Here is a 25,231-nt window from a genome sequence, read left to right on the forward strand (position 1 = left end):
ATAAATAATGCAAGAAAAAACAATTTTTGAACTCATAGTTGAAGGTAAACTTCCATGCAATAAAGTGCTTGAAAGTGACGATTTTCTAGCATTTCATGATATTGCACCCAAAGCACCTATACATATACTTATAATTCCTAAAAAACATTTTAAAGACTTTCAAGAATTTGATCCTGAAGTTATGGCCAAAATGACAAGTTTCATACAAGAATTAGCTGTTCTTTTAGGTGTAGATAAAAGTGGATATCGCTTGGTAACAAACTGTGGAAAAAATAGTGGACAAGAAGTTTTTCATTTGCATTTTCATATGCTTGGAGGTTTTGAACTGCCTAAGGAAAAAACAAAAAAAGAAAATCCTCAAGCTTTATTTTAGTTTAAATGGTAGAAAAACTACCATTTAAACTATTTTGTCAAAGGTAGCAACATTCCCTCATATAATTTTTGATAAATTTCATCACCGCATAACTTTTTAGCTAGCTCTAAACCAAAAAGAATTGCCGTAGCTGGACCTGCTGAAGTTATAACATTTTTATTTACAACTACAGCCTTGTTAACACGATTTCCATTAAGTCCAACTTCACAACTAGGATAGCAAGCAAACTCGCCCTCTAAAACACCTGCTTCATTTAAGACTATAGGAGAAGCACAGATTGCGGCAACAATTTTATTTTTACTATGAAGTTGTTTAATGATATTTAAAATAACATTTGAATTCTTAAGATTCATCATACCTTCAAAGCCACCCGCCAAAGCAATGGCATCTAAATTTTCTATATCAACATCCTCTATAGAACAATCTGCTTTTATACTAATGTCATTAGCACCTTTTACTAATAACTCACTGTTTAACGAAGCTATAACAACTTCCAAATCTGGATTTAATTCTCTTGCTCGTTTTAAAACATCCGCAATTCCTATAAATTCAGCTTCTTCAAAACCTTGAGCTAATGGAATTAATACTTTTTTACTCATTTTGTTCTCCTTTTTTATATTTTTTAAATCTTTCTTCTCTTTCTTTGTTTTTTTGCATCATTTGACGATTAAAACCTATGACCAAAACAATCATTAAAAACACAAAAATAACTATTAGAATGAAATCTAAAATTTCCATAAACACAACCTTATTTTTGGGAAATTCTAACACATTTTTTTAAATCTTTAGAGAAAATTCAAAGATATTTCTATAAAATCTTTTTTTTAAATAATTTCTCTGAAAAGGTTTGCAAATTGAATCAGAAAAATATAAGAATTTTTGTTTTTTTTGTTATTATTATTTTATGGGGCTATTTTTCTTTCCCGATAGAAATATTAAAAATTCAAGATCCTAGTGGAGTTGTAAGCTATGGCTATACAGAAAATGCAAAAGCTTATTTAAAAAGCTATCTTATTACGCTTTTATTAACTGCTTGTGCTGTTATTATCGGAGTGATTATTGGTTTTAGCTTGGCTATTTTACGCTTCTCTAAATTTAAAACACTTAATTTTATTATAGATGAATATATAGACATTATACGAGGAACACCGGTAATTTTACAATTGATGATTTTTGCTTTTGTAATTTTTACTTTTATAGACAACCTTTATGCAGCCATTCTTGCACTAGGACTTAATAGCTCGGCTTATATAGCAGAAATTGTAAGAAGTGGCATTAATAGTGTAGATAAAGGACAAATGGAAGCTGCAAGAGCAATGGGACTTGATTACAAAACTTCAATGAAAGAAATTATTCTTCCTCAGGCTACTAAAAACATTCTACCTGCATTAGCTAATGAATTTATTTCTTTATTTAAGGAAACTTCTGTTGTAGGATTTATTAGTGTTATTGATATTACCATGCAAAGTCAAAGCTTGCAAGCCGTACTTTACAATCCAAAACCTATTATTTTCACTGGACTTGTTTATTACGTAAGTGTAAAAATTTTTAGTTATTTTGCAAAAAAACTTGAACTTAGGATGAATAAAAATGATTGAAGTTAAAAATTTACAAAAAAAATATGGAGAATTAGAAGTTTTAAAAAATATTAACACTACAATCTCAAAAGGCGATGTAATAGCTATCATAGGTCCAAGTGGAGGAGGAAAAAGTACATTTTTACGCTGCATCAATCGCTTAGAACTAGCTGATAGTGGGGAAATTTTAATCAATAAGCAAAACATACTTGATAAAGAAATTGATATTAATAAGATCAGGCAAAAAGTTAGCATGGTGTTTCAGCATTTTAATCTTTTTGCTAATAAAAATGTTATGGAAAATTTATGTTTAACACCCATTAAAACAGGAATTTTAAGTCAAGAAGAAGCCATAAAAAAAGCAAAAATACTTCTTACTAAGGTGGGTTTAGCAGACAAAGAAAATATAATGCCCCATAAGCTCTCTGGCGGACAAAAACAACGCATAGCTATTGCTAGAAGCTTGATGATGAATCCTGATGTTATTTTATTTGATGAGCCTACTTCAGCTCTAGATCCTGAAATGATAGGCGAGGTTCTAAGCATTATGAAAGATGTTGCAAAAGAAGGTTTAACTATGCTTGTAGTAACTCATGAAATGGGCTTTGCTAGAAATGTTGCCAATCGTATATTTTTTATGGATAAAGGAAAAATTGCTGTTGATGCAAGCCCTAAAGAAGTATTTGAAAATCCTAGCAATGAAAGATTGAGAGAATTTTTAAATAAGGTTTTAAATCATTAATTCATAAGCCATTAAGGCTTATGAATTTTAATCCCAACATTCAGCGTTTTTAATTCCAAGTTTGCTAGCGTTAAATTTAGGATCTATACCAGATTTTTGTTGCGTATTAAAATCTTTTAAAACTTTATTTACTATACCACCTAAAAGCAATAAAGATATAATATTTGTCGTTGCCATGAAAGCCATAGTCAAATCAGCCAAATTCCAAGCAAGTTTTAAATTCATTTGCGAGCCTATAAAAATCATAGCTACAGCTGTAATTCTAAACAAATTCATTACAAATTTGGAATTTGTTAAATATTTAACATTAGCTTGAGCATAATAATAATTTCCTATTAAAGAAGTTATTGCAAAAAGAACAATAGCTATAGTAATAAAATGGATTCCAAAGCTACCATAATACTCACGCATAGCTTCTTGAACTAAAGGCATTCCACCATCAATTTTACTTTCTCCAAGTCCTAAATATGCCATAGAAAAAAGAACTAAAAATCCAGAACTTGTACAAACAACAACATCAATTAAAACTGAAAAGGCTTGTATAACACCTTGTTTAGCTGGATGACTTGTCAAAGCTGCTGCAGCTGCATTAGGTGCCGAGCCCATACCTGCTTCATTTGAAAAAAGTCCTCTTTTAATCCCTATAACTAAAGCAGAACCAGCAAAACCACCAAAAATCGCTTTAAAATCAAAAGCACTTTGTAAAATCATATGAACCACAGAAGGAATTTTATCAAAATTCATTAAAACAGCAATCACAGCAAGTAAAACATAAGCTAAAGCCATAAAAGGAACAATTAAAGAACTAATTTTACCTATTTTAGTATGGTGAGAAAAAAACATCCATGCACCAAAAATAGTTAAAACAATACCAATAATCATTGGCCAAGAACTTGATGCAAAATCTACAGCAGCATTTGGATTAAACATATCATAATAAACTTTAAAAGACGAAGTCATTGTTTGACTTTGAAGTCCGTTAAATCCATAAGCATAAGTAATAATAAGAATAAAAGCAAAAAAAGCTCCAAAAAAATGTGAGCCTAAGGCTTTTTTTATATAATAAGCTGGCCCACCTTTAAATCCACCTGTATCATCTTTTGATTTGTAAACTTGAGCTAAGGTACTTTCAGCAAATGCTGAAGCACCACCAAAAAATGCCATAACCCACATCCAAAATAAAGCACCAGCTCCACCTGTAGCCAATGCCAAAGAAATTCCAGCGATATTTCCTATACCAACTCTAGAAGCAGTTGAGATCATCAATGCCTGAAAAGGTGAAATATGTTCTTTAGTGTGTCCTTCGTTTTTTTCTGTAAGAATTTTAAATACAGAACTCAACATACGAAACTGAACAAAGCGAGTTAAAAAACTATAATAAAGCCCACAAACAATAAGTAAAACTACCATAATAATGTCTGTATTTGGGACAATCTTATTAGCTATAATATCAGACGCTTTATTGGCAAAATCTAGCATAATATCTAAATTCATCCAAACTCCTCAAAAAATAATCTAAATTTTACTTTAACATAATTTTTATAAAAAGGACTTTATGATTTTATTTGTTTTAAGTTATTGTGTAAATTTGAAACTTTTAAGAAACAAAATTGCTAAAATTTTGTCTTAAAGCTTCATAAGAGATTATACCAACGCTTGTAGCTAAATTTAAACTTCTTCCATAAGATTTCATAGGTATAGTTATAGCATTTTCCCAATTTAATTGCATTAATTCCATAGGTAAGCCATAACTCTCACTTCCAAAGAATAAGAAATCATTTTTTTGAAATTTTGCATCAAAATAAGCTTTTTGACTCTTAGTTGTTGCGAAAAAAAAGCGATTTTTATAAATCATATTTTCATTTAAAAATTCTTCAAGATTCTCCCAAATAATGGGTTCTAATTTATCCCAGTAATCAAGCCCTGCCCTTCTAACAGCCTTTTGAGAAATATCAAAAACAGTTGGTTTAATGATATGAAGTTTAAAACCAGCATTAAAACACATTCTACCTATACTACCTGTATTTTGCGGTATTCTAGGGTGAACTAAAACTATATTAAACATATTTATACTAGAACTCTTTGAATGTTAGGATTTAATTTTACTAAAATTTCATAGTTAATAGTATGAAAAAAATCAGCCCAAATATCAGCATCTTTAAACACGCAAATTTCCTCACCAGAATTTTCACAAGAAAAACTATCCATTGACATCTTTCCAAGCATTACTTTTCCATTTCCAAGCACCAACTCCCCTTTTCCATTGTAACGGAAAAGACCATCAGCATAACCCAAATCATAAGTTGCTACTTCCATATCCTTTGCAGCAGTAAAAATGCCTCCATATCCTATACTCTGTCCTTTTTGCAAAATCCTTTGACTTAATCTATGAGCATACAAGCTTAAAACTCTTTTTAAATTTGAATCCCCATATCCAAATTGAACAAGCCCAACTCTACAATATTCATCTTCAGGAATTTTCCCTCTAAATAATGCTGCAGAATTATGCGAATGAAATAATAAATTTGAAAAATATTTTTTTACTATCTTTTTAGCTTTTTGAAAATTTTCTTTTTGAACAAAAAAACTTCCATCCATTTCATCTGCACTAGCAAAATGTGTAAACATTCCAGTAAGTTTTAAATCACTACTTTGAATAAGATCTATAGCATGTTCTAAATTTTCTACACAAATTCCATTGCGATGCATGCCTGTATCTATTTTTAGATGTATTTTTATATCTTGCTTGTATTTTTTTACTTGGGAAATATCATTTAAAGCATAAATAAATCGAGAATTTTCATTACCATGAGGACGATGTGATAGTATTAATATATTCTCAAAAAATTCTTCGATTTCTTGAGCTTCTTCTTCACTCTTAACAGCAACAAAAGAAACTCCTAAATTTTTGGCTAATGGAGCTAAAAGCTTAGCTCCATGTCCATATGCATTATCTTTAAAAACGCAAATTAATCTTTGAAAACTCCCTATTTTTTTAGCAATATGTCTTAAATTATATTCATAAGCTTTTTGATCAATTTTTATTAAAGACATTTATTGCTCTGCTAAAATTTTCATTTTACCTTTACTATCTATCTTAACGTATAAAATTTTATCGCCTCTAAACTGATAGTTTTTAGTGTAATAATCCTCATAAAATGAAATTCTATACATAGTTTCATTTTCTAAATTCGGATAAGGGCTGATATTAATATCTGAAAATTTAATCTTTTTATCTTCTTTACGAGAAAAAATAGATTTTTTCATGGAAGCAAACTGTTCAAATTTCATTTTATCAAAACGTTTAAATTCTTGCTCATCATAAAAACTTAAATAGGTATTAGTGTCACTATTTGTCCAAGCTAGTTTCCATGTAAAAAGATCAGCTAATAAACTAGCTATTTGATCCTTTTTAGCTCTAATTTTTTCTTTTTCTTCTGTCATAACAAAAACTTTTTTATCTTGTACAACTTGTGCAAATTTCTCCAAATTATTATTAAATAAAGCAATACATCCTCTTGTTTTAAATTCATCAAGTCTAGAACCATCTAAAGGATAGCCATGGATCCAAATACCACCACCTGTTTTTCCTTGTACTTTATCAAGTAAATTTGGATAAGTTGTAGCAAAAGCAAAGGGACCATAATAAGGATCACCTGGATTAAACTTACGGCCTAACTCATAAAAACCTACTGGCGTTTTCAAATCTCCTTCTATTTTTTTATCACCCATTAATCCAGTTATTATTTCTTTTTGTTCAAAATCTTTTCTTATTTTTCCGTCCTCATAAGAATAAACACGGAGAATTTTATCTGTTTTATTTGTAAGCACGATAGCAACATTATCATCATAGTATCCAAGTGAAATATTTTTATCTCCTATTTCACTTAACCAAAAATCCTTTTGAGTTAATTCTTTTTCAATTGCTACACCAACAGCATCTAATCCTTGATTAAGATAAATTTTAACAAGATCTGAGGCATGCAACATCAATGAAGAAAGTGTAATTAATAAAGCAAGTCGTTTTAACAATGTTTTTCCTTAGGTATTTCAAAATTTTTTAAGTCAAAAATGTTTGTGATTATAATATTTTTTTTCTTAAAAAATATTAATTATATTAACAATGCGGCCTTATTTATGATATAATTTTTATAAATCATAAAGGCTTGTTTTAAAAGGTTGTCTATAATGATAAGAAATTTTTTTATAGGAATGTCTTTTTTAGGCATTTTGTTTTTAGCTTTTTATGCATTATATGATAAAAAGAAAGAAAGTGTATTTAGCTTAAATACATGCCAACCTCTAACTTGTGACTTAAATTTACAAGATTGTGTTTTTTCTTTTAATAAAAAAAATATTGAAGTTTCAGCCTACCCAAAACCTATAAAAATTTTCAATAAAACTACTATAAAAATTAAAAATTTTCCTCATTATTCTAATTTAAAGATTAAAATTTATAGTTTAAATTCCTATATAGGTGATATCATTCCTAAATTTAATATAGTTAATGGTGATATTCTTATAAATTTTATAGGTAGAAGCATTACCGATGATTCTAGATTTAGGGTTGAATTTTTAAACAATAATGCTCCAACTGGTTTTTTCTTTGATTTTGATGTTACTATGCAAAAAATTTTCAAACAGGTAACACACATTGAAAAATTTTCAAAATTTTATATTCAAATAAAAATATTTTTTGATATAATGAACAAATATTTAATATTATAAAAATAAGGATACAATATAAAAAAAATTCTTCTCTTAGGTGCTCTTTTTGCTGTAAATCTTTGGGCTGTTAATGATATAGAGGTAAAAAATGCCTTTGTAAAACAAACTCCACCTCATGCGCAAAATAGTGCTATTTTTCTTACCATTTTTAATAATACTGATAAGGATATTGCTCTAATAAGTGCCAAAAGCGATATCAGTGAAGTCAGTGAACTGCATACACATATACATAAAGATGGAAAAATGATGATGCAAAAAATTCCTGAAATTATTATAAAAGCTCATTCAAGCACAGAGCTTAAATCAGGAGGTTACCATATAATGCTTTTAAAACTAAAAAAACCTATTATTAAAGACACGAAGGTAAATTTAGATTTAAAATTTAATAATCATAAAATCATAGAGTTAAAAAATATTGATTCTAAAGAATTTTAATTAATGAGAAAAATTATTTTTATCCTAGCTTTTGCTTTTGTTATTGTTGTTTTATATATTATTTTTGATTTTTATATAATAAAAGATTCTAAAAAAATAACAAAAGCTGATTTTTCTACCCCATTGACTTGCGATCTTAATGTTAAAGACTGTACATATAGTTTTAATAATAAAGAAGTCTTAATTTCCCTAAATCCCAAACCCTTACAATCTTTAGATGTTACAAATCTAAAGATTGTAAATCTAGGAAATTATAACAACTTAGGAATTAAAATTTATGGATTAAATATGTATATGGGTGAAATTAAACCTAAAATACATCGATTAAATTCAACAGACTATGAAAGTAAAATAGTTCTTGCTGCTTGCGTTTTAGATACTATGCGTTTTAGGGTAGAATTTATGGATAATAATAAACCCATAGGGTTTTATTTTGATTTTGAGCTAAAAAAATGAAAAAAAATATTATTTTGTTTATAGTTATAGTTGCCATTATTTTAGGTGTAATATTTTTTATTAAAAATCATCAAAATTCTTATGATTTTATCTTAAAATCAGACTTAAAAGAGGAAACCACCCTAAAAGATTTTAAAGGAGATAAGCTTATTATCTATTTTGGATACACTTATTGCCCTGATGTTTGTCCAGCAACTCTTAGTTTAGTAGGCAAAGCCTTAAAGCAAATCAATAATCCTAAGGCTCACCTTCTTTTTATTTCTTTAGATCCAAATAGAGATAACAACTTAAGCAATACAAACGAATGGTTACGATACTTTTACCCAAAAGCAGATGCTTTAATTACAAAAGATGAAAAAACTCTTCAAAAAATAACAAAACAATATAATGTTCAATATCAAAAAATAGATCTAAATGATTCTTTTATGGGTTATTCTATAGCACATAGCAATATGCTTTATCTTATTGATGAAAAAGGTCATTTTTATAAAGAAATTAGCGATTTAAATCCACAAGAAATTTTAAGAGAACTTAGAATTTTTCTAAATTCTCAATAATTATACTTAAGCAAAAAGATCAGTTGAGAGGTATCTTTCAGCCGTATCGTTTAGCATAGTTAAAATTCTTTTATCTGGAAATTTCTTTGCTAGCATACTTGCGGCAAATACATTTGCTCCACTTGATATACCTACCATTAAACCACTTTTGGCAAGTTCTTTGGCTGTATTTATAGCATCTTCATTACTTACCGTGATCACTTCATCTATAACTTCTTTATTTAAAATAGCAGGTATAAAATTTGCCCCTATTCCTTGTATTTTATGGCTTCCCGCTTCACCTTTGCTAAGCAATGGAGAATTTAGAGGCTCGACTCCAACAATATGCACTTTTTCTAATTTTTCTTTTAGTATTTCCCCAATTCCACTAATAGTACCGCCAGTTCCAAAACCAGCTACAAAAATATCAAGTTTATTATCCAAATCTCTTAAAATTTCTAAAGCCGTATTCTTACGATGCGCATTTTTATTTGAAATATTTTCAAATTGAGAAATCATAAAAGAATTTGGAGTATTTAACAATATTTCATTTGCTTTATCAACCGCTCCTTTCATTCCTAAATTTGCAGGAGTTAATTCTAACCTAGCGCCAAAGAGTGTTATCATTTTTCTTCTTTCTAAACTCATAGATTCAGGCATTACAGCAATAAATTTAAGTCCCAAATCTGCACAAATCATAGCCAAAGAAATTCCAGTATTTCCACTAGTTGCTTCAACTATTGTAGTATCTTGATTAATTTTTTTACTATCTAAAGCATCTTTAATCATTTCAAAAGCTGCTCTATCTTTTATAGAATGACTAGGATTTAAAAATTCACATTTAGCAAAAACATTGATACCAAATTTTTTCAAATGTATAATAGGAGTATTTCCTATAAGCTCACTTACTTTTTCATGTACTTTCATAATTTTAATATCCTTTTTTGTTTAATAATGATAGTTTTATAAAAGTTTAAAAAAATAAAGTAAATAAAAGATACAAAATATCTGAATTAATTAAAAAAGAAGGCTAGAATTTATCTAGCCGAAGTTTTATTTTTTCTTTTTGCCGCTTGCTTTTGCAACAGCTTCTTTAAGGTTTTTACCTACCTTAAATTTTGCAACTCTTGTAGCAGGAACTTTGATTGTTTTTCCTGTGCTTGGTACTCTAGCTTCTCTAGCAGCTCTTTCTTGAGTTGAAAAAGTACCAAAACCAATAAAACTGATGCTATCACCTTTAGCTAAAACATCAGTAATAGTAGAAATAACTGCATCAGTAGCAGTAGTAGCGTCTTTTTTTGTTAGCCCAGCTGTTTGAGCAACTAATGAAATGAAATCTGCTTTAGTCATAAAAGCTCCTTTGTTTTAATTGAAACGCCTAATTTTAGCATATTTAAAAAACAATATCAAGTAAAAAACAGCTTTTTTTAAGTTTTTTTCAAAAAACTTTATTATTTTTTCTTATATCTTTCAAATTCTCCGCTATTATCAATTTCATTGCCAATTTTCTCGTATAAATCATAATAAAATTTAACAAATTCTTTACACTTAGGCATAATAGGAAGAAAAATATTATCTTCAATTTCACAAAATCTACTTAAAAACTCTTTTGCATCAAGTCTTAAAGCATAGTGTTTTGCTAATTCATGATAATTTTTTAAAGTTAGTTCTTTAAATTTTTCATAATGCCCTAAATCAAAATTTATCTTCAAATTATTATTTTCAAAAATCAATACTTCACTTTCAAAAAGCAAACTAAGATGAATAAGTCCTTCTGTATAATAAGGTCTAACTTCATCAACCCTTTGCCAAGAAATAAGTCCAATAGCTCTTTTTATAAGTTCATGAAAAACAGGCATTATCAAGTCATCTTGTTCATGATAAAAGAAATTTATAAGTCCACCTGTAGTAGCTTTATATTCTTCTATATTTTTAAAAAAACCACTCTGATTCATTGTTTTTTCAGTATCATTAGCAATAAAAAATATATGACCAAATTCATGGCCTATAGTTGATACTTCATAAACCCTTTTCCAAATTTTTTCCTGATAAAATAAAATATTTCTTCCAAAATCCAAAAATTCTTTATCAAAAACCTCGCTAGAAATTTTCATAAAAGGCTTTGTTTTAGCATTTTCATATACAAAATTTATAAAGGCAAATATTTTTTTGCCCGCCTTAGAACTTACAAACTCATCATTTGGAACGACTTGAGCTGAGAATAAACCTTTAAGTTCAGCACCATAAAATATCATCGGAGTGCAAATATAAAGTTGAGTTTTTTCTATATTAGATAAAACTTCTTTTTCTAATTCACAATCTTCAAGTCCTATATTTTTATAAACATGTTCAAAACTTTCCTTAATTTCACTACCAAATTTCAAAACATCAAAATCATTTTCATCTTCTATTCTTATATCCCATTCTAATGCCACCGCATGAGTATAATTATCTTCATAATATTCTAAAGGATGTCCCACTTGTAAAGGTGATTTTACTTTCATCCAAGCAAATTCAGCTTCTTGCCAAGCTTTTATAACCCTATCTTCATCTTTTTCACAAAACGCCAATTTTAATTTTTCAAAATATTCTATATAAGCTTTTTCCTCTTCGCTGCTAGCAAATATTTTAAGCTGATCAATCATATTTTCAAAAGCAAATTCTAATTTTAAAATTTCATTCTCGAAAAATCTCGCATAAGGAACAAATTTCCATAAATTTCCTATTCTAACTAAAACACCATAGCTTCGCTCACAAATTTCTCCTTCTGGAGTTTTTTGATATAAATGATTTTTACGTAAAAATTCCATTGCATCATCTAAATTTGGAAATTGAGTAGATAAAATTTTATTATTTTTTTCTATAATTTCTTTAGTCCAAGAAATTTCAAAAATATTCATAATTAAACCTATATTATGCACTCCTTGTATTAAAGACAGATAAAAATTATTTAAAAGTTTTTTCTCTTTTATTTCATTAATTAAATTTTGATGTTCTTTTTCATAAAACTTTCTAACCTCTTCATAGAACTTATGTTTTAACTCTATAATCTTATCTTCCTTAAAGTTGTTTTTTTTCCACTCTTGAACTAAATTTTCTTCCTTTAAATCAACCAAACGCCTAAGTATGGCTAGCATAGTTGTTGTATCTTGTTTTAACTCACTTAAAGAAATCAAAGATCTAAAATACTCGCCCACATCTTCTTTGTCTAAAAACTCATATAACGCATTATTTCTTTCTTTGTATTTTCTAACCAATTTAGCTATTTCTTTAAAATTATTCATACTTTTATTCTCCTTTTTAACTTTTTTAATTATAATTCATTTTTTAAAATAAGGAGTAAAAATGAGAGATATGGGAGAACCAAAATTAAAAATTGTAGCTATGCCAAGTGACACAAATCCAGCGGGAAATATTTTTGGCGGATGGATACTTTCACAAATCGATTTAGCAGGAGCTATCGCAGCAAGAGAACTTTCTCCTGAACGCGTTGTAACCATCTCTATGGATAAAGTAGTTTTTAAAGAACCTGTTTTTATAGGCGATATAATTTCTTGTTACTCTAAAGTTGTAAATGTGGGCAATACTTCAATCAGCGTTGAAGTAGAAGTCACAGCTCAAAGAGTGGATTCTCAAGGTTGTACTTCTTGCATTAATGTAACTTCGGCTTTAGTAACTTATGTAAGTGTTACAAGAGATGGAAAGAAAAAGCCTATTAGTGAAGAACTTAAAAGAATTCATGGCTTTTTAAATGCTTAAAGCTTATTTTGTATGATAAAACTTTATCCTTTAAGCTTATCAGCATTTATTTAAACCGCCACTATTATATTTTTTATCTAGACATTCTTTGAAAAATTCCCCTCTGGTTTTTGGAATTTTTCCTGGATGTTTTTGTTTCATGTGTTCTAAATACTTATCATAACTAGAAAGTCCCACCAAGGGATGAAAAAACCTTTCGGCTTTTTCATAATAATACTTAATTTTTTTGAAATTCATCAATCTTAATATACTTAGTTTCTTTAAGAGGAATTTTAATTTTACCTAAGCAAATTCCTATACAAGAAATTATAACAAGCAAGGTAGCTATCATAAAGAACACACAAAGAGTTGCATTAAGTAAATTTCCAACTTTATTTTGAGTGGCTATTGAAATTTCTTTTTTAATTGTAGAAATTTCTTTTTCATCTTTAGTATTATTTAATTTAAATTCTAAATCTTTAATTTTTTGACTTTGTATGCTAACGGCGGCTACATGACTTACCGCATTTGCTACTTTATTGCCTTCTTCATAAGGCATAATTTTTTGAATTCCTCCATACAGAGTTGCCACTAAGACAAATACCGCAGGTACTAAAGTAACCCAAGTATATCTTGCCTTGCCCATTTTTACAAGTATAGTTGTAGCAAGAAGCAAAGCCATACCCGCAAGCATTTGATTACTCACGCCAAAAAGAGGCCAAAGCGTATAAATTCCTCCCTTAGGATCAATGGCACCTTGATAAAGAAAATATCCCCAACCTGCAACACTTAAAGCCGTAGCCAAAAGTCCAGCTGGATAATTATGAATATCTCCTAAAGGTTTATAAACATTACCCAATATATCTTGCACCATAAAACGACAAGCCCTTGTCCCAGCATCCACCGCTGTTAAAATAAATAAAGCTTCAAACAATATAGCAAAATGATACCAAAAAGCCATCAAATCCACGCCGCCAAAAAGTTCATGCAAGATCAAAGCTACACCTATAGCAAAAGTTGGAGCTCCACCTGTTCTTGAAAGTATAGTATGCTCTCCTATATTTGTGGTTAAAGTAGTAATTTCTTCAGGAGTAATACTAAATCCCCAACTTGAAATGGTTTGTGCTACATTTACAACATCTGTTCCTATCAAAGCAGAGCTTGAGTTTATAGCAAAATAAAGACCTGGATGTAAAATACAAGCACAAATTAAAGCCATAATCGCCACAGCGCTTTCAGCAAGCATAGAGCCATATCCAACAGCCAAAGCATGAGTTTCGTTTTCAAGCATTTTAGGAGTAGTTCCACTAGAAATCAAAGCATGAAAACCGCTGATCGCACCACAAGCAATGGTAATAAATAAAAATGGAAACACTCCACCTGCAAATACTGGACCTGTTCCATCAAAATACTGAATATTTGCTTTTGGCATTTGTAAATCAGGAGCAACCAAAACAATAGCTACAGCCATTACCACAATAACACCAATTTTCAAAAAAGTTGAAAGATAATCTCTTGGAGCAAGTAAAAACCACACAGGTAAAACAGAAGCAATAAAACCATAAGCCATCATAACAATTGCCAAAGTTGGAGCTTCTAAAGTAAATATTTTAGCCCAATAAGGATCAGCAGCTATAACGCTACCATAATGAATAGCCAAAATTAAAAGTACAAAACCTATTATAGAAGCCTCCCCTACTCTACCTGGACGGATAAAACGCATATAAATTCCCATAAATATTGCTATAGGAATAGTCATTGCGATAGTAAATAAACCCCATGGAGATTCTGCTAAAGCTTTTACAACCACCATAGCTAAAATGGCAATAATAATAAGCATAATACCAAAAATCGCCACCATAGCAACTCCACCTGTAAATTTACCCATCTCATCCTTAATCATCTCGCCAAGACTTCTACCTTTTCTACGAGTAGATATAAAAAGAACAACAAAATCATGCACAGCACCCGCTAAAACTCCTCCTACTAAAATCCAAAGCATAGAAGGCAAATATCCCATTTGAGCGGCCAAGATAGGTCCTACTAATGGACCTGCTCCTGCAATAGCAGCAAAATGATGTCCAAATAATACAGCTTTATTTGTAGGCACAAAATCACGCCCATCATTTTCTACAAGTGCTGGTGTTGCACGATTTTTATCAAGTTCTAAAACCTTATAAGCTACAAAACGCCCATAAAATCTATATCCTATCATATAAATACATACAGCAGCAACCACCAAATAAATCGCTGATACACTTTCGCCATTTTGTAAAGCTAAATAACCAAAACAAATAGCGCCTAAAGTTGCAACAAACAACCATAAAATTTTAGTACTTAACTGAGTCATATTTCTCCTAAGAAAATAAAATATTTTCAAAGAATAGCAGATTTATAGATTAAATTGTATAGAAAGATGTTTAGTTTTTTCACATTTTTAAAAAAATATATGTTTTTTGTTTCTTTAAGTAGCATAAAAATGAAAAGCTTAAAAATAATCTTTAAGCTTTTTTAATCTAAATAAAGAGAGAATTTACACTTTCGTTATGATAAACACGACGTATTACTTCAGCAAAAACAGGTGTAACGCTTAATACTTTAATATTTGGTAATTGCTCTTTTAAAGGTATAGTATCTGTTACCACAAGCTCATCTAAAGCTCCACTTGCTATTCTCTCATAGGCTTTTCCACTTAAAACTGCATGAGTACAGCAAGCCATAACAGATTTTGCACCTTTTTCTTTTAAAGCTTCCGCGGCTTTAACTATAGTGCCAGCAGTATCAATAATATCATCCACTAAGATAACTTCTTTATCTTTTACATCTCCAATAATATTCATTACTTCACTTTCATTGGCTTTTTCACGACGCTTATCAACTATAACTATATCAAGTCCTAAATGCTTTGCAACACTCCTAGCTCTTGCAACACCCCCTATATCTGGACTTCCTATAATAGCATTTTTAAAATGTTTGGCTTTAATATAATCATTAAAAACTATACTTCCATAAAGATTATCTACTGGAATATCAAAAAAACCCTGAATTTGTCCTGCATGCAAATCTATCGTAGCTACGCGATCAATCCCAGCTGCTTGAATCAAATTAGCCACAAGTTTAGCAGTAATTGGCACTCTAGGATTTGCTTTTCTATCTTGTCTCGCATAGCCAAAATATGGGATAATAGCCGTAATTGAATTTGCACTTGAGCGACGTAAAGCATCTGTAAGAATTAAAAGTTCCATTAAATTATCGTTTGTAGGAGCGCAAGTACTTTGAATAATAAAAACATCCTTTCCGCGTACACTCTCATCAATTTGAACGCTAATCTCTCCATCACTAAACCGCTTTACTCCAGCATCACTTAAAGGCAGGGAGAGATATTTAGAAACTTGCCTTGCAAATTCGACATTAGCTGAGCCTGAAAAAATTTTATAACCTCGCATAAAAAACCTTAATCAATAAAATTATGAATTAATATAAAAGATTTTAATAAAAAAAATGTTAAAAACTGCTGTAAATTTAAAAAGCTTATATAAAAATATAAGCTTTTTTAAGAAATGTAAGCTGTCTTTTTGGCATAATATCTTACCAACATAGAAAGTGAAAAACATATTATAAAATAAATTCCCGCAACAACACCTATCATCGCTAAAATTTCTTCAAAACTTGTTAGTTTTGCCAATATAGTTTTTGAATTATAAGTAAGTTCAGCTATACCTAAACCCGCTAAATAAGCTGTATCCTTTACAGTGGTTACAATTTGAGATAATAAAGCAGGTATTATTTTTCTAAAAGTTTGTGGTAAAATAATATAAAAAAGAGTAAAAAATTTACCAAAACCTTGAGAATAAGCTGCTTCAAACTGACCTTTTGGTATAGAATTTAATCCACCTCTAATAATTTCAGCCATAACCGAACTCGTATAAAGTGAAAATCCTATAGTACCCCAAAAAGCTTGAGGAAATTGTCCAAAAAATACAGGTAGAACAAAACAAGCTGCAAGCATCCATAATAATAAAGGAGTATTTCTAAAAATATCTATATAGCAAGCTGCTAAAAATTTACTTAATCTATCCCCATAATTTTTAGTTATAGCTAAAAAAGTTCCAAAAACAATCGAAATAATACAAGTTGCTAAGGCTATTTTTAATGTCAGAAATAAACCTTGCATTAAAAATTCAATATTTTGTGCATTAAAAACATTTTCCATTAATAACCCTTTATCTCGTTAAATGTGCTTTTTTTAATTTATTTTCATAAGCCTTTGCAAAATAAGCCAAAGGATAACAAATTATAAAATATAAAACCGCTGCAAATATATAAGCTGGCGCATAATTTCCATAATCAGCTGCATAGCTATCAGCAGAATGCATTAACTCAGCTCCACCTACAATAAGCAATACAGAGGTATTTTTGATTAAATTTACCATTTGATTTGTCATCGGTGGTAAAATAATTCTAATGGTTTGAGGTACTATAATATAACGCATTTGTTGAATATAAGTAAACCCTTGAGAAGCAGAAGCTTCAAACTGACCTCTTGGCACAGCCAAAATTCCACTTCTAACCACCTCGCTTACATAAGCTCCGTGATAAGCTCCAACACCCAATACACCAATAGTAAATATATCAAGTCTTATACCTAAAACAGGCAAGGCATAAAACAAAAAGAAAATTTGTATTACCAAAGGAACATTTTGAAAAAGCTCTACGTAAATTCTAGTGTAGGCTCTGATAATTTTAAATCTACTTGTAGCCATAACTCCGCCTATAGTTCCAAAAATTGTAGCTATAAGCAAAGCAAGAATGCTTACTTCTAAAGTATAAATAAAACCATTAATAAAAGCATCTTTATTATCCAAAGCATCTAAAAATTTCCATACCGCAAAAGGGCTTATACTATTTTCATCATATAAACCCCAAGAAGTAAGAATTTGTCTTAAATGTTCAACAAAACCTACACTTTCATTCATATTATAAACCCCATTTTTTCGCTAAAGCATCAATTTCATTTTTATGTTCTTTTACAAAATCATCAACATATTTTGCAAAAGCTGGATCATCTTTTTTGGTTACAATACCATAACTTTGTGGTTCAAAACTATCTGGCAAAATTTCACTTTTATCATCCACATAGCCTAACAATATCGATTTGTCTACAGAAAACGCATCAACTCTTTTAGCATCTAAAGCAGCTTTTATACTTGGATAATCAGGAAATTCACTAAATTTAACATCAATACCAATTTTTTTAGCAGCTTCACCTATAGCTTTTTTTGTAGTTGCAGCTTGAGCCACTCCAATATTTGCACCTTTCATATCAGCTAAAGATTTATAATTTTTTTCTTTTAAGACTAAAAGCCCTATAGCATCTTGATAATAAGGCTCTGAGAAATTATAAATTCTTTTTCTCTCTGGAGTAATAGTAAAAGTTGCTATCACTGCATCTACACTACCATTATCAAGCAAAGGGCCTCTTGTTTTAGCATTAACTGCAACTAGTTTTATTTTTTTATCATCACCCAATATACTTTTAGCTAGCAATTTGGCAACATCTACTTCAAAACCTTTAATTTCACCTGTTGCTTGATCAAGTAAAGCATAATGCGGAACATCATTTTTAACACCAACTATTAATTGTCCTTTAGATTTAATAGACTCAAGTTTACCTTCTGCTGCATTAGCATTGCTAAATGCAACACAAGCACCTAGAGCAAAAACTGCCAACTTTAATAAAGATTTTCTAAAAACCATTTTTTCTCCTTTCAATTTTGGTTAATTTTTAAGAATTTTCCCTAAAAAGAGTCGCGCTCTTTCAGTTTTTGGATTTGAGAAAAATTCACTAGGAATATTTTCTTCCACAATAGCACCATCTTCCATAAAAATAATCCTATCTGCCACTTCTTTTGCAAAACCCATTTCGTGTGTAACAACCACCATGGTAGTATTGCTTTGATGTGAAATTTCTTTCATTACATCTAAAACCTCTTGTATGGTTTCTGGATCAAGGGCTGAAGTAGGTTCATCAAATAAAATATAGGGTTTTTTAGTACAAAGTGATCTTGCTATAGCAACGCGTTGTTGTTGTCCGCCTGAAAGGGTTGCTGGATAAACATTTGCTTTATCCACTAAACCTACGACTTTTAAATACTTAAAAGCTGTTTCTTCAGCTTCTTTTTTAGATTTTTTTTGAAGTTTCATTGGAGCTAAGGTCAAATTTTGCAAAACCGTCATATGTGGATATAAATTAAAATGCTGAAAAACCATTGCACAATATTTTCGACAAATTTCAATTTTATTTTTATGATTTAAAACAAGATTGTTAACTACGACCTCGCCTGAACTAACTTCTTCAAGCCCATTCATGCAACGGATAGTTGTACTTTTTCCACTTCCACTTGGACCTATAATAACAAGCTTCTCACCTTCTTTAACAGAAAGATTAATATTCTTTAGAACATGATGAGTTCCGTAGTATTTGTTTACATTTTTTAATTCAATCAAGTTTTTTCCTTTATTTTTAACTAAATATAAAATTAATTAAAATTATTTTATCATTAAATAAAGAAAACTACTTCAAAATGTAACTTATTTTTACTAATAAATTTCTAAAGTGTAACTTTTAGTAATTTTTAGAATTTATACTTTTTCATAGTAAACACCTCTTGGAGAGAAAATCTTTTTAAAATAAATAGTCTCTGGAATTAAATCAGCATTGCCAACATAAAGCCTTCCTTTATCATTTAAAATTCTATGAAATCTCTCCATAAGTTTTAGTTTTGATTCATGATCAAAATAAATAATCATATTTCTAGAAGCTATAATATCAAATTTTCCCAATCTTGAAAATTTTTCTTCAAAAACATTGCAAAGTTCAAATTTACAAGTACAAAGCTCATTTTTATTAATAGTATAAAATTTATCTTCGCTTTCTAAAAAAAACCTTCTTTTTTCACTCTCGCTCAATCGCTGTAAAGTTCTTCCTTGATATTTTCCAAGTTTTGCTTTTTCAATCACGCTTGAATTAATATCAATGCCTAAAATATACATATCTTTAATAAAATTCTGTGCAGCCAATAATGCCAAAGAATATACCTCTTCTCCACTTGAACAAGGGGCGCTTAGGATATTTACTCTCTTTTCTAAGCTTTTGGCATAATAAATTATCTCTTTCAATTGAGCCAATTCTCTTAAAAAATAAGTTTCACCTATGGTTACAAAATCTAAAGTTTCTTGTTTAAGTTGTCTATTGCTTTTTAATTTTCCCAAAAATTCGGAAAAATTTTTAGTATTAGTTCCTTCAAGAAATTTATTCAACTTTAAAGCTAGTATATTTTTTTTATCGGTTAAATCAATACCGCTCATTTCGTTGATAATTTTTATAAATTCATTAAGTTCTAATTCGCTAGGAGTTATTTTTTTTTCCATGCAATTTTCCTTTTATTAATCCTGATCAATAAAATTTACAATTTCTTTTTTAATTTCTTTTAAGCTCATAGGTTTTAAATGCGGATTCATATCTTTTGCTCTTTTTGGCATACCATAAACGACGCTATCTGCTTCATTCTCGCATAAACATCTAACTCCTGTTTTATAAAGCTCAAATAAACCTTTTGCGCCATCATCTCCCATGCCCGTTAAAATAATAGCAAGTATTTTATTTGTTTTTGCCAAAGAAACAGCGGAATGAAAAAGTAAATCCACACTCGGTTTAAAGCTTGAAGCCACATCTTGCCAAGCGGCTACAATATTTAAATTTCCAGATAAAATAGTATTTTTAGGGCAAATATAAATTTTATTGCTTAATATCTCTTTATCATTCAATAAGCACACTTCACTAAAAGCTTCTTTATTAAATTGCCCCACAAAAGATGGAATAAAACTGGCACTCATGTGTTGAGCTATAACTACACAAGTATTTTTTATATCAATATCCTTTAAAAGAAATTTAAGCTGATTAGGACCACCTGTTGAAGATCCTATGAGTATGAGCTTCATTTTCTTCTCCCCTTAATTTATTGAAATTTTATTTTTCTTGTCACGTAATTCTAACATATATAAAGAAAAATAAAGCTTATTTTTAAAAAAAGAAAAGCTGTTTTTATGATTTAATATGATAAGATTAGGTTTTTATCTTATTTTATATAGTAATTAGGAAACCAATGCTTAGGGAAAAAATTTATATTGCTAGTGATCATGCTGGTTTTGAATTAAAAGAAAAAATTTGCGTATTTTTAAAAGAAAAAAATATAATTTTTAACGATTTAGGAACAAACACTTGCGCAAGCTGCGATTATCCTGATTATGCACATTTACTTGCCGAAAAAATAGACGAACGAAGCTTTGGCATTCTTATTTGTGGAAGTGGAATTGGAATTTCTATTGCAGCAAATCGTCATAAAAACATTCGTTGTGCATTATGTCATGAAAGCTTAAGTGCAGAACTTGCAAGAAGGCATAATGATGCCAATGTTTTGGCATTAGGCGGAAGATTAATCGGGGTTGAATTAGCTATAGATATTATAGAAAAATTCATTCAAACTCCTTTTGAAGAAGGGAGACATATGCAAAGAATTCAAAAAATTGAGGTAAAAATATAATGTTTACAAACTGGCTTGTTTTAACTATATTGATTTGTGCAACTATCTATCTTATTGTAATGTTGTTTTACTATAAAACTCTACTTAATAAAGAAAAAACATCGAAAGATTTTATCAAAAACAATCTTGATGATACTGAGATTGTCATTAGAAAACTACAAATTCAACTTCAAAGAAGTCTTGGAAATATAGATATACTCACAGAAGAACTTAATAAAATCAAAGCAGACCTTACATCTTTAAGAACTAGAAATTCTCAATATCGTTTGGAAAATGACAAACTAAGACAAAGAATTAAAGAATTAGAAGCAAAAATCGAGGCATTATTATGATAAAACTAACACAAGAAGAACAAAAATATCTGCTTGATAGCATTAGGATTATTCCTGATTTTCCAAAAAAAGGAATTATTTTTAGAGATATTACCACTCTACTAAATAACAAAGAGGCTTTAAATTTTCTACTTAAACATTTAAAAGAACGCTACAAAGATTACAATCTAGACTTCATAGCAGGAACAGAAAGCAGAGGATTTATCTTTGCATCTATGATTTGTGCAAAACTTAATCTTCCTTTTGTGCCTATTAGAAAACCTGGGAAACTCCCTTTTGAAACCTTTAGCTGCGAATACGATCTTGAATATGGCAGCGATAAAGTAGAACTTCATAAAGATGCATTTAAAAATATTCAAAATGCAAGAGTTTTACTTGTAGATGATTTAATAGCAACTGGCGGAACAGCTATAGCTTCATATGAACTCATTCAAAAAGCTGGAGCAAAATGTGTTGAAGCTTGTTTTTTAATGAATCTTAAAGATTTAAATGGAGCAAATAAACTTGAAAAACTTACTTCAGTTTATAGTGTTTTAGAAATTTAAAACTATAGAAAGGTACAAATGGAAGAATTTTTAAAAAATTTACTTTACCAATACAAAGATCTAGCTTATATTATTATTTTTTTATGGTGCATTTTAGAAGGAGAGTTAGCTTTAATTTTAGCAGGTATTTTTGCCCATCAAGGACATGTAAATTTAGGCTTTGTTATATTTATAGCAGGTCTTGGCGGTTTTGTAGGCGATCAAATTTATTTCTATATAGGAAGATATAATAAACACTACATACAAAAAAAATTAAAAACTCAAAGGCGTAAATTTGCAGTAGCACACCTACTTTTACAACGTTTTGGTTGGCCTATTATTTTTATACAACGCTATATGTATGGCTTTAGAACCATTATACCTATGAGTATAGGAATCACGCGTTATAGTGCAAAAAAATTTGCTATTATCAATCTTTTTAGTGCTTGGGTTTGGGCATCAATCACTATACTTTTAGCTTGGTATTTTGGAGAACAAATTTGGAAGATGGTAACTTGGGCTGAAGAACATTGGTATTATGCAGCCATTATTATTATAGCTTTTTTATCCCTTTTATTATTTGGTTTTAAACAAATGGAAAAAGCTATACTTAAAGACAAAAGGAAAAAATCATGAAATTTGAATTAAACGATAAAAAACTAGATGCTATAAAAGCAGACTTTGAACTTGTTTTTATACAGGATAAAAATTTAAAAATTTTTAACAAAGAAAAAGATTTTTTTAAACTTAATAATTACAAAGGCGAAGGTGCATTATTAGACTTAAACAATAAAAAGCTTTATTTAGAGCTTAAAAGTCTTGCTTATGAGGATATAAGATTAAGTCTTTGCACAGCATATAAAACTCTTGAGAAACTTAATATTAAAAGCGTAAAACTTCCTAGCATAATAGGAGATTGTGTAGTTAGAAGTTTTGCATCTTTAGTTGAAGGCGTACTTTTTGGAGCTTATAAATTTGACAAATATAAAAGTGAGAAAAAAACAAGTACTTTAGAAAGATTTATTATTTCAAGCGAAGAATTAAATGGTAAGAAATTTAATAAAGATGAAGCTAAGATAGGTTTAGAGCGTGGAGAAATTTTAGCTAATGCCACAAATTTTACTAAAAATATAGTCAATGAAATTCCTGAAATTTACACCCCTTTGAAAATGGCAGAAGATGCACAAAATTTAGCTAAAGAAAATAAAAACATCACTTGTAAAATTTATGATGAAAAATTTTTAGCCAAAGAAAAAATGAATGCCTTTTTAGCGGTAAATCGTGCCTCGGTACACCCACCACGCCTCATTCATCTAAGCTATAAAGTCAAAAATGCAAAAAAACGTGTTGTATTTGTTGGAAAAGGCTTAACTTACGATAGCGGTGGATTAAGCTTAAAACCAGCTGATTTTATGCTTACAATGAAAGCTGATAAAAGCGGTGCAGCAGCAGCAATGGGAATCATAAAAGCCGTAGCTGAACTTGCTTTAGATTTAGAAGTGCATTGTATTTTGGGCGCAACTGAAAATATGATAGGTGGCAATGCTTACAAGCCTGATGATGTGTTAATCAGTCGTGAAGGTGTAAGCATAGAGGTAAGAAATACAGATGCAGAAGGACGCTTAGTTTTAGCTGATTGCCTTTCTTTTGCACAGGATTTAAAACCTGATTTACTTATCGATATGGCAACTCTTACTGGAGCTTGTGTTGTAGGACTTGGTGAATTTACAAGCGCTATTATGGGAAATAATGAAGATTTGCAAAATGATTTTTATCTAAGCTCTAAAAAAAGCGGGGAATATACCACAATCTTACATTTCAACCCTCACTTAAGAGAACTTATAAAATCAAATATTGCCGATGTTAGCAACACTGCCTCTAGTCGCTACGGAGGTGCAATTACCGCAGGATTATTTTTAGATAAATTTATTCGTAAAGAATATAAAGACAAATGGCTACATCTTGACATAGCAGGACCTGCTTATACAGAAAAATCTTGGGGATATTCTAGTTTTGGCGCAGGTGGAGCTGGAGTTAGAATGTGCGTTAATTATTTAATTCAAATTTTAAGGAAAGCTAAATGAGTTTAAGTGTAGGTATAGTAGGACTTCCAAATGTTGGCAAATCAACAACTTTTAATGCTTTAACTAAAGCACAAAATGCCCAAAGCGCAAACTATCCTTTCTGCACCATAGAGCCTAATAAAGCCATGGTTGAAGTTCCTGATTTAAGACTTAATGAACTTGCTAAAATAGTAAAACCTGAAAGAATTATGCATTCTTTAATAGAATTTGTAGATATCGCTGGGCTTGTTAAAGGTGCAAGTAAAGGCGAAGGCTTGGGAAATAAATTTCTTTCAAATATACGTGAAACTGAGGTTATTTTGCATATAGTACGTTGTTTTGATGAAGAAAATATTACCCATGTTGAAGGTGGAGTTGATCCTTTACGTGATGTAGAAATTATCAATACAGAGCTTATTTTAGCAGATATTGAGCAACTGAGTAAAAAAATAGAAAAACTCACCAAAGAAGCCAAAGCCAATCAAAAGGGCGCTAAAGAAAGTCTCGAACTTGCAAATTCCTTACTTGATCATTTAAACAAAGGCTTAGCCGCAAGCTCTTACCTTGAAAAAGAAAGTGAAATTTATCAAGCCTTAATCAAAGAATTAAGACTGCTTTCTGCTAAAGAAGTGATTTATGGTGCAAATGTTGATGAAAATGGTATTAGTGAAGATAATGATTATGTAAAAGCTTTAAAAGAATATGCTAAAAAAAATGATCATGAAGTTATCAAGCTTTGTGCAAAAATCGAAGAAGAATTAGTAGGATTAAGTGATGAAGAAAGTCATGAATTTTTAAGCTCTCTAGGAGTTAACGAAAGCGGTCTTGATCAAATCATACGCACTGCTTTTGCTAAGCTTGGACTGATCAGTTATTTTACCGCTGGTGTAGTTGAAGTGCGTTCTTGGACAATCAAAAAAGGCTGGAAAGCACCAAAAGCAGCGAGCGTGATTCATAATGACTTTGAAAAAGGCTTTATAAAAGCTGAAGTTATTTCCTATGAAGACTATATCCAATACAAAGGCGAAAATGGCGCCAAAGAAGCAGGAAAGCTACGCCTTGAAGGAAAAGACTATATCGTTTTAGACGGCGATGTAATGCACTTTAGATTCAATGTTTAGGCA

31 protein-coding genes and 1 pseudogene are annotated in these 25,231 nt (G+C 29.9%); 14 read left to right on the plus strand and 18 right to left on the minus strand.

Going from position 1 to position 25,231, the window contains the following annotated elements:
- Positions 1-7 precede the first annotated feature (7 nt).
- Positions 8-373: a histidine triad nucleotide-binding protein gene (locus SR62_RS02395; protein WP_147502253.1), complete on the plus strand. Its 366-nt coding sequence runs from the start codon at positions 8-10 to the stop codon at positions 371-373.
- 29 nt (positions 374-402) lie between these two features.
- Here SR62_RS02395 and SR62_RS02400 read toward each other — a convergent pair whose 3' ends face one another.
- Positions 403-972 (minus strand): DJ-1 family glyoxalase III, encoded by a 570-nt coding sequence (locus SR62_RS02400; RefSeq protein ID WP_002865916.1) that lies wholly within the window; start codon positions 970-972, stop codon positions 403-405.
- Positions 965-1,144, minus strand: coding sequence for a hypothetical protein (locus tag SR62_RS02405; RefSeq protein WP_011812746.1), 180 nt, complete (start codon positions 1,142-1,144; stop codon positions 965-967). Before SR62_RS02405 ends, SR62_RS02400 begins: the two co-directional genes overlap by 8 nt.
- 83 nt (positions 1,145-1,227) lie before the next feature.
- On the opposite strand from SR62_RS02405, the gene SR62_RS02410 reads away from it, so the two are divergent.
- Together SR62_RS02410 and SR62_RS02415 are read left to right on the plus strand one after the other, a co-directional pair.
- Positions 1,228-1,971: an amino acid ABC transporter permease gene (locus tag SR62_RS02410; protein ID WP_002865915.1), complete on the plus strand. Its 744-nt coding sequence runs from the start codon at positions 1,228-1,230 to the stop codon at positions 1,969-1,971.
- Complete coding sequence (locus SR62_RS02415) at positions 1,964-2,692, plus strand: amino acid ABC transporter ATP-binding protein (RefSeq protein WP_002921723.1); 729 nt, start codon at positions 1,964-1,966, stop codon at positions 2,690-2,692. Before SR62_RS02410 ends, SR62_RS02415 begins: the two co-directional genes overlap by 8 nt.
- A gap of 27 nt (positions 2,693-2,719) precedes the next feature.
- On the opposite strand, the gene SR62_RS02420 is transcribed toward SR62_RS02415, so the two are convergent.
- The 4 genes from SR62_RS02420 to SR62_RS02435 all read right to left on the minus strand — a co-directional run bounded on the left by SR62_RS02420 (position 2,720) and on the right by SR62_RS02435 (position 6,724).
- Positions 2,720-4,186, minus strand: a complete 1,467-nt coding sequence (locus SR62_RS02420) for an alanine/glycine:cation symporter family protein (RefSeq protein ID WP_002865337.1) — start codon at positions 4,184-4,186, stop codon at positions 2,720-2,722.
- A gap of 103 nt (positions 4,187-4,289) precedes the next feature.
- Positions 4,290-4,757 (minus strand): tRNA (cytidine(34)-2'-O)-methyltransferase, encoded by a 468-nt coding sequence (locus SR62_RS02425; protein WP_002865338.1) that lies wholly within the window; start codon positions 4,755-4,757, stop codon positions 4,290-4,292.
- A gap of 2 nt (positions 4,758-4,759) precedes the next feature.
- Positions 4,760-5,746 (minus strand): alanine racemase, encoded by a 987-nt coding sequence (locus SR62_RS02430; RefSeq protein WP_002891947.1) that lies wholly within the window; start codon positions 5,744-5,746, stop codon positions 4,760-4,762.
- Positions 5,747-6,724, minus strand: coding sequence for a murein L,D-transpeptidase family protein (locus SR62_RS02435; protein ID WP_002856863.1), 978 nt, complete (start codon positions 6,722-6,724; stop codon positions 5,747-5,749). It abuts the gene before it with no gap.
- 156 nt (positions 6,725-6,880) lie between these two features.
- Here SR62_RS02435 and SR62_RS02440 point away from each other — a divergent pair.
- The 4 genes and pseudogenes from SR62_RS02440 (at position 6,881) to SR62_RS02455 (ending at position 8,868) form a co-directional block, all read left to right on the plus strand.
- Positions 6,881-7,350 (plus strand): annotated as a pseudogene (locus SR62_RS02440) (hypothetical protein).
- Positions 7,351-7,435: 85 nt separating this feature from the next.
- Positions 7,436-7,855, plus strand: coding sequence for a copper chaperone PCu(A)C (locus SR62_RS02445; RefSeq protein WP_002856967.1), 420 nt, complete (start codon positions 7,436-7,438; stop codon positions 7,853-7,855).
- Between the two features lie 3 nt (positions 7,856-7,858).
- Positions 7,859-8,311, plus strand: a complete 453-nt coding sequence (locus SR62_RS02450; protein WP_002891945.1) for a hypothetical protein — start codon at positions 7,859-7,861, stop codon at positions 8,309-8,311.
- Positions 8,308-8,868 carry an SCO family protein gene (locus SR62_RS02455; protein WP_002891943.1) on the plus strand — a complete coding sequence of 187 codons (561 nt, stop codon included), beginning with the start codon at positions 8,308-8,310 and terminating at the stop codon, positions 8,866-8,868. The genes SR62_RS02450 and SR62_RS02455 overlap by 4 nt, the downstream gene beginning before the upstream one ends.
- 6 nt (positions 8,869-8,874) lie before the next feature.
- On the opposite strand, the gene cysM is transcribed toward SR62_RS02455, so the two are convergent.
- The 3 genes from cysM to ciaB form a co-directional block, all read right to left on the minus strand.
- Positions 8,875-9,774, minus strand: a complete 900-nt coding sequence (cysM, locus tag SR62_RS02460; protein WP_002891941.1) for a cysteine synthase B — start codon at positions 9,772-9,774, stop codon at positions 8,875-8,877.
- 126 nt (positions 9,775-9,900) lie between these two features.
- Entirely contained in the window at positions 9,901-10,197 is a 297-nt protein-coding gene (locus SR62_RS02465) for an HU family DNA-binding protein (RefSeq protein ID WP_002859562.1), read from the minus strand.
- A 101-nt stretch (positions 10,198-10,298) separates the two neighbouring features.
- Positions 10,299-12,131, minus strand: a complete 1,833-nt coding sequence (ciaB, locus tag SR62_RS02470) for an invasion protein CiaB (protein ID WP_002891937.1) — start codon at positions 12,129-12,131, stop codon at positions 10,299-10,301.
- Between the two features lie 61 nt (positions 12,132-12,192).
- On the opposite strand from ciaB, the gene SR62_RS02475 reads away from it, so the two are divergent.
- Positions 12,193-12,606: an acyl-CoA thioesterase gene (locus SR62_RS02475; protein ID WP_002853544.1), complete on the plus strand. Its 414-nt coding sequence runs from the start codon at positions 12,193-12,195 to the stop codon at positions 12,604-12,606.
- Between the two features lie 39 nt (positions 12,607-12,645).
- Here SR62_RS02475 and kcuS read toward each other — a convergent pair whose 3' ends face one another.
- The 9 genes from kcuS to SR62_RS02520 form a co-directional block, all read right to left on the minus strand.
- Complete coding sequence (gene kcuS, locus SR62_RS02480; RefSeq protein ID WP_002891935.1) at positions 12,646-12,843, minus strand: KCU-star family selenoprotein; 198 nt, start codon at positions 12,841-12,843, stop codon at positions 12,646-12,648.
- Positions 12,824-14,935: a carbon starvation CstA family protein gene (locus tag SR62_RS02485; protein WP_002891933.1), complete on the minus strand. Its 2,112-nt coding sequence runs from the start codon at positions 14,933-14,935 to the stop codon at positions 12,824-12,826. Before SR62_RS02485 ends, kcuS begins: the two co-directional genes overlap by 20 nt.
- Positions 14,936-15,101: 166 nt before the next feature.
- Complete coding sequence (locus SR62_RS02490) at positions 15,102-16,031, minus strand: ribose-phosphate pyrophosphokinase (RefSeq protein ID WP_002856539.1); 930 nt, start codon at positions 16,029-16,031, stop codon at positions 15,102-15,104.
- A 107-nt stretch (positions 16,032-16,138) separates the two neighbouring features.
- Positions 16,139-16,798, minus strand: a complete 660-nt coding sequence (locus SR62_RS02495) for an amino acid ABC transporter permease (protein ID WP_002853290.1) — start codon at positions 16,796-16,798, stop codon at positions 16,139-16,141.
- A gap of 10 nt (positions 16,799-16,808) precedes the next feature.
- A complete protein-coding gene (locus tag SR62_RS02500; RefSeq protein ID WP_002853332.1) occupies positions 16,809-17,561 on the minus strand; it encodes an amino acid ABC transporter permease in 753 nt (250 codons plus the stop codon).
- A gap of 1 nt (position 17,562) precedes the next feature.
- Positions 17,563-18,342, minus strand: a complete 780-nt coding sequence (peb1A, locus tag SR62_RS02505) for a bifunctional adhesin/ABC transporter aspartate/glutamate-binding protein PEB1a (RefSeq protein WP_002865903.1) — start codon at positions 18,340-18,342, stop codon at positions 17,563-17,565.
- 21 nt (positions 18,343-18,363) lie between these two features.
- Entirely contained in the window at positions 18,364-19,092 is a 729-nt protein-coding gene (locus SR62_RS02510; protein WP_002865902.1) for an amino acid ABC transporter ATP-binding protein, read from the minus strand.
- A 135-nt stretch (positions 19,093-19,227) separates the two neighbouring features.
- On the minus strand, positions 19,228-20,016 hold the full coding sequence (locus SR62_RS02515; RefSeq protein ID WP_002865901.1) for a CheR family methyltransferase: 789 nt from the start codon (positions 20,014-20,016) through the stop codon (positions 19,228-19,230).
- Between the two features lie 15 nt (positions 20,017-20,031).
- Positions 20,032-20,586 carry a CheB methylesterase domain-containing protein gene (locus tag SR62_RS02520; protein ID WP_002855874.1) on the minus strand — a complete coding sequence of 185 codons (555 nt, stop codon included), beginning with the start codon at positions 20,584-20,586 and terminating at the stop codon, positions 20,032-20,034.
- Between the two features lie 164 nt (positions 20,587-20,750).
- On the opposite strand from SR62_RS02520, the gene rpiB reads away from it, so the two are divergent.
- The 6 genes from rpiB to ychF are packed head-to-tail and all read left to right on the plus strand — an operon-like array spanning position 20,751 to position 25,228.
- Positions 20,751-21,188 (plus strand): ribose 5-phosphate isomerase B, encoded by a 438-nt coding sequence (gene rpiB, locus SR62_RS02525; RefSeq protein ID WP_002856024.1) that lies wholly within the window; start codon positions 20,751-20,753, stop codon positions 21,186-21,188.
- A complete protein-coding gene (locus tag SR62_RS02530) occupies positions 21,188-21,520 on the plus strand; it encodes a membrane protein (RefSeq protein WP_002853247.1) in 333 nt (110 codons plus the stop codon). Before rpiB ends, SR62_RS02530 begins: the two co-directional genes overlap by 1 nt.
- The gene (gene apt / locus SR62_RS02535; RefSeq protein ID WP_002865899.1) at positions 21,517-22,065 is read left to right on the plus strand and encodes an adenine phosphoribosyltransferase; all 549 of its coding nucleotides are present in this window, start codon (positions 21,517-21,519) and stop codon (positions 22,063-22,065) included. Before SR62_RS02530 ends, apt begins: the two co-directional genes overlap by 4 nt.
- 18 nt (positions 22,066-22,083) lie before the next feature.
- Positions 22,084-22,680: a DedA family protein gene (locus SR62_RS02540; protein ID WP_002891930.1), complete on the plus strand. Its 597-nt coding sequence runs from the start codon at positions 22,084-22,086 to the stop codon at positions 22,678-22,680.
- Complete coding sequence (locus tag SR62_RS02545) at positions 22,677-24,128, plus strand: leucyl aminopeptidase (RefSeq protein WP_002891928.1); 1,452 nt, start codon at positions 22,677-22,679, stop codon at positions 24,126-24,128. Before SR62_RS02540 ends, SR62_RS02545 begins: the two co-directional genes overlap by 4 nt.
- Positions 24,125-25,228 (plus strand): redox-regulated ATPase YchF, encoded by a 1,104-nt coding sequence (ychF, locus tag SR62_RS02550; protein WP_002891926.1) that lies wholly within the window; start codon positions 24,125-24,127, stop codon positions 25,226-25,228. The genes SR62_RS02545 and ychF overlap by 4 nt, the downstream gene beginning before the upstream one ends.
- Positions 25,229-25,231 lie beyond the last annotated feature (3 nt).

The sequence above is a fragment of the Campylobacter sp. 2014D-0258 genome, from assembly GCF_008000495.1.
GTDB lineage: Bacteria > Campylobacterota > Campylobacteria > Campylobacterales > Campylobacteraceae > Campylobacter_D > Campylobacter_D jejuni.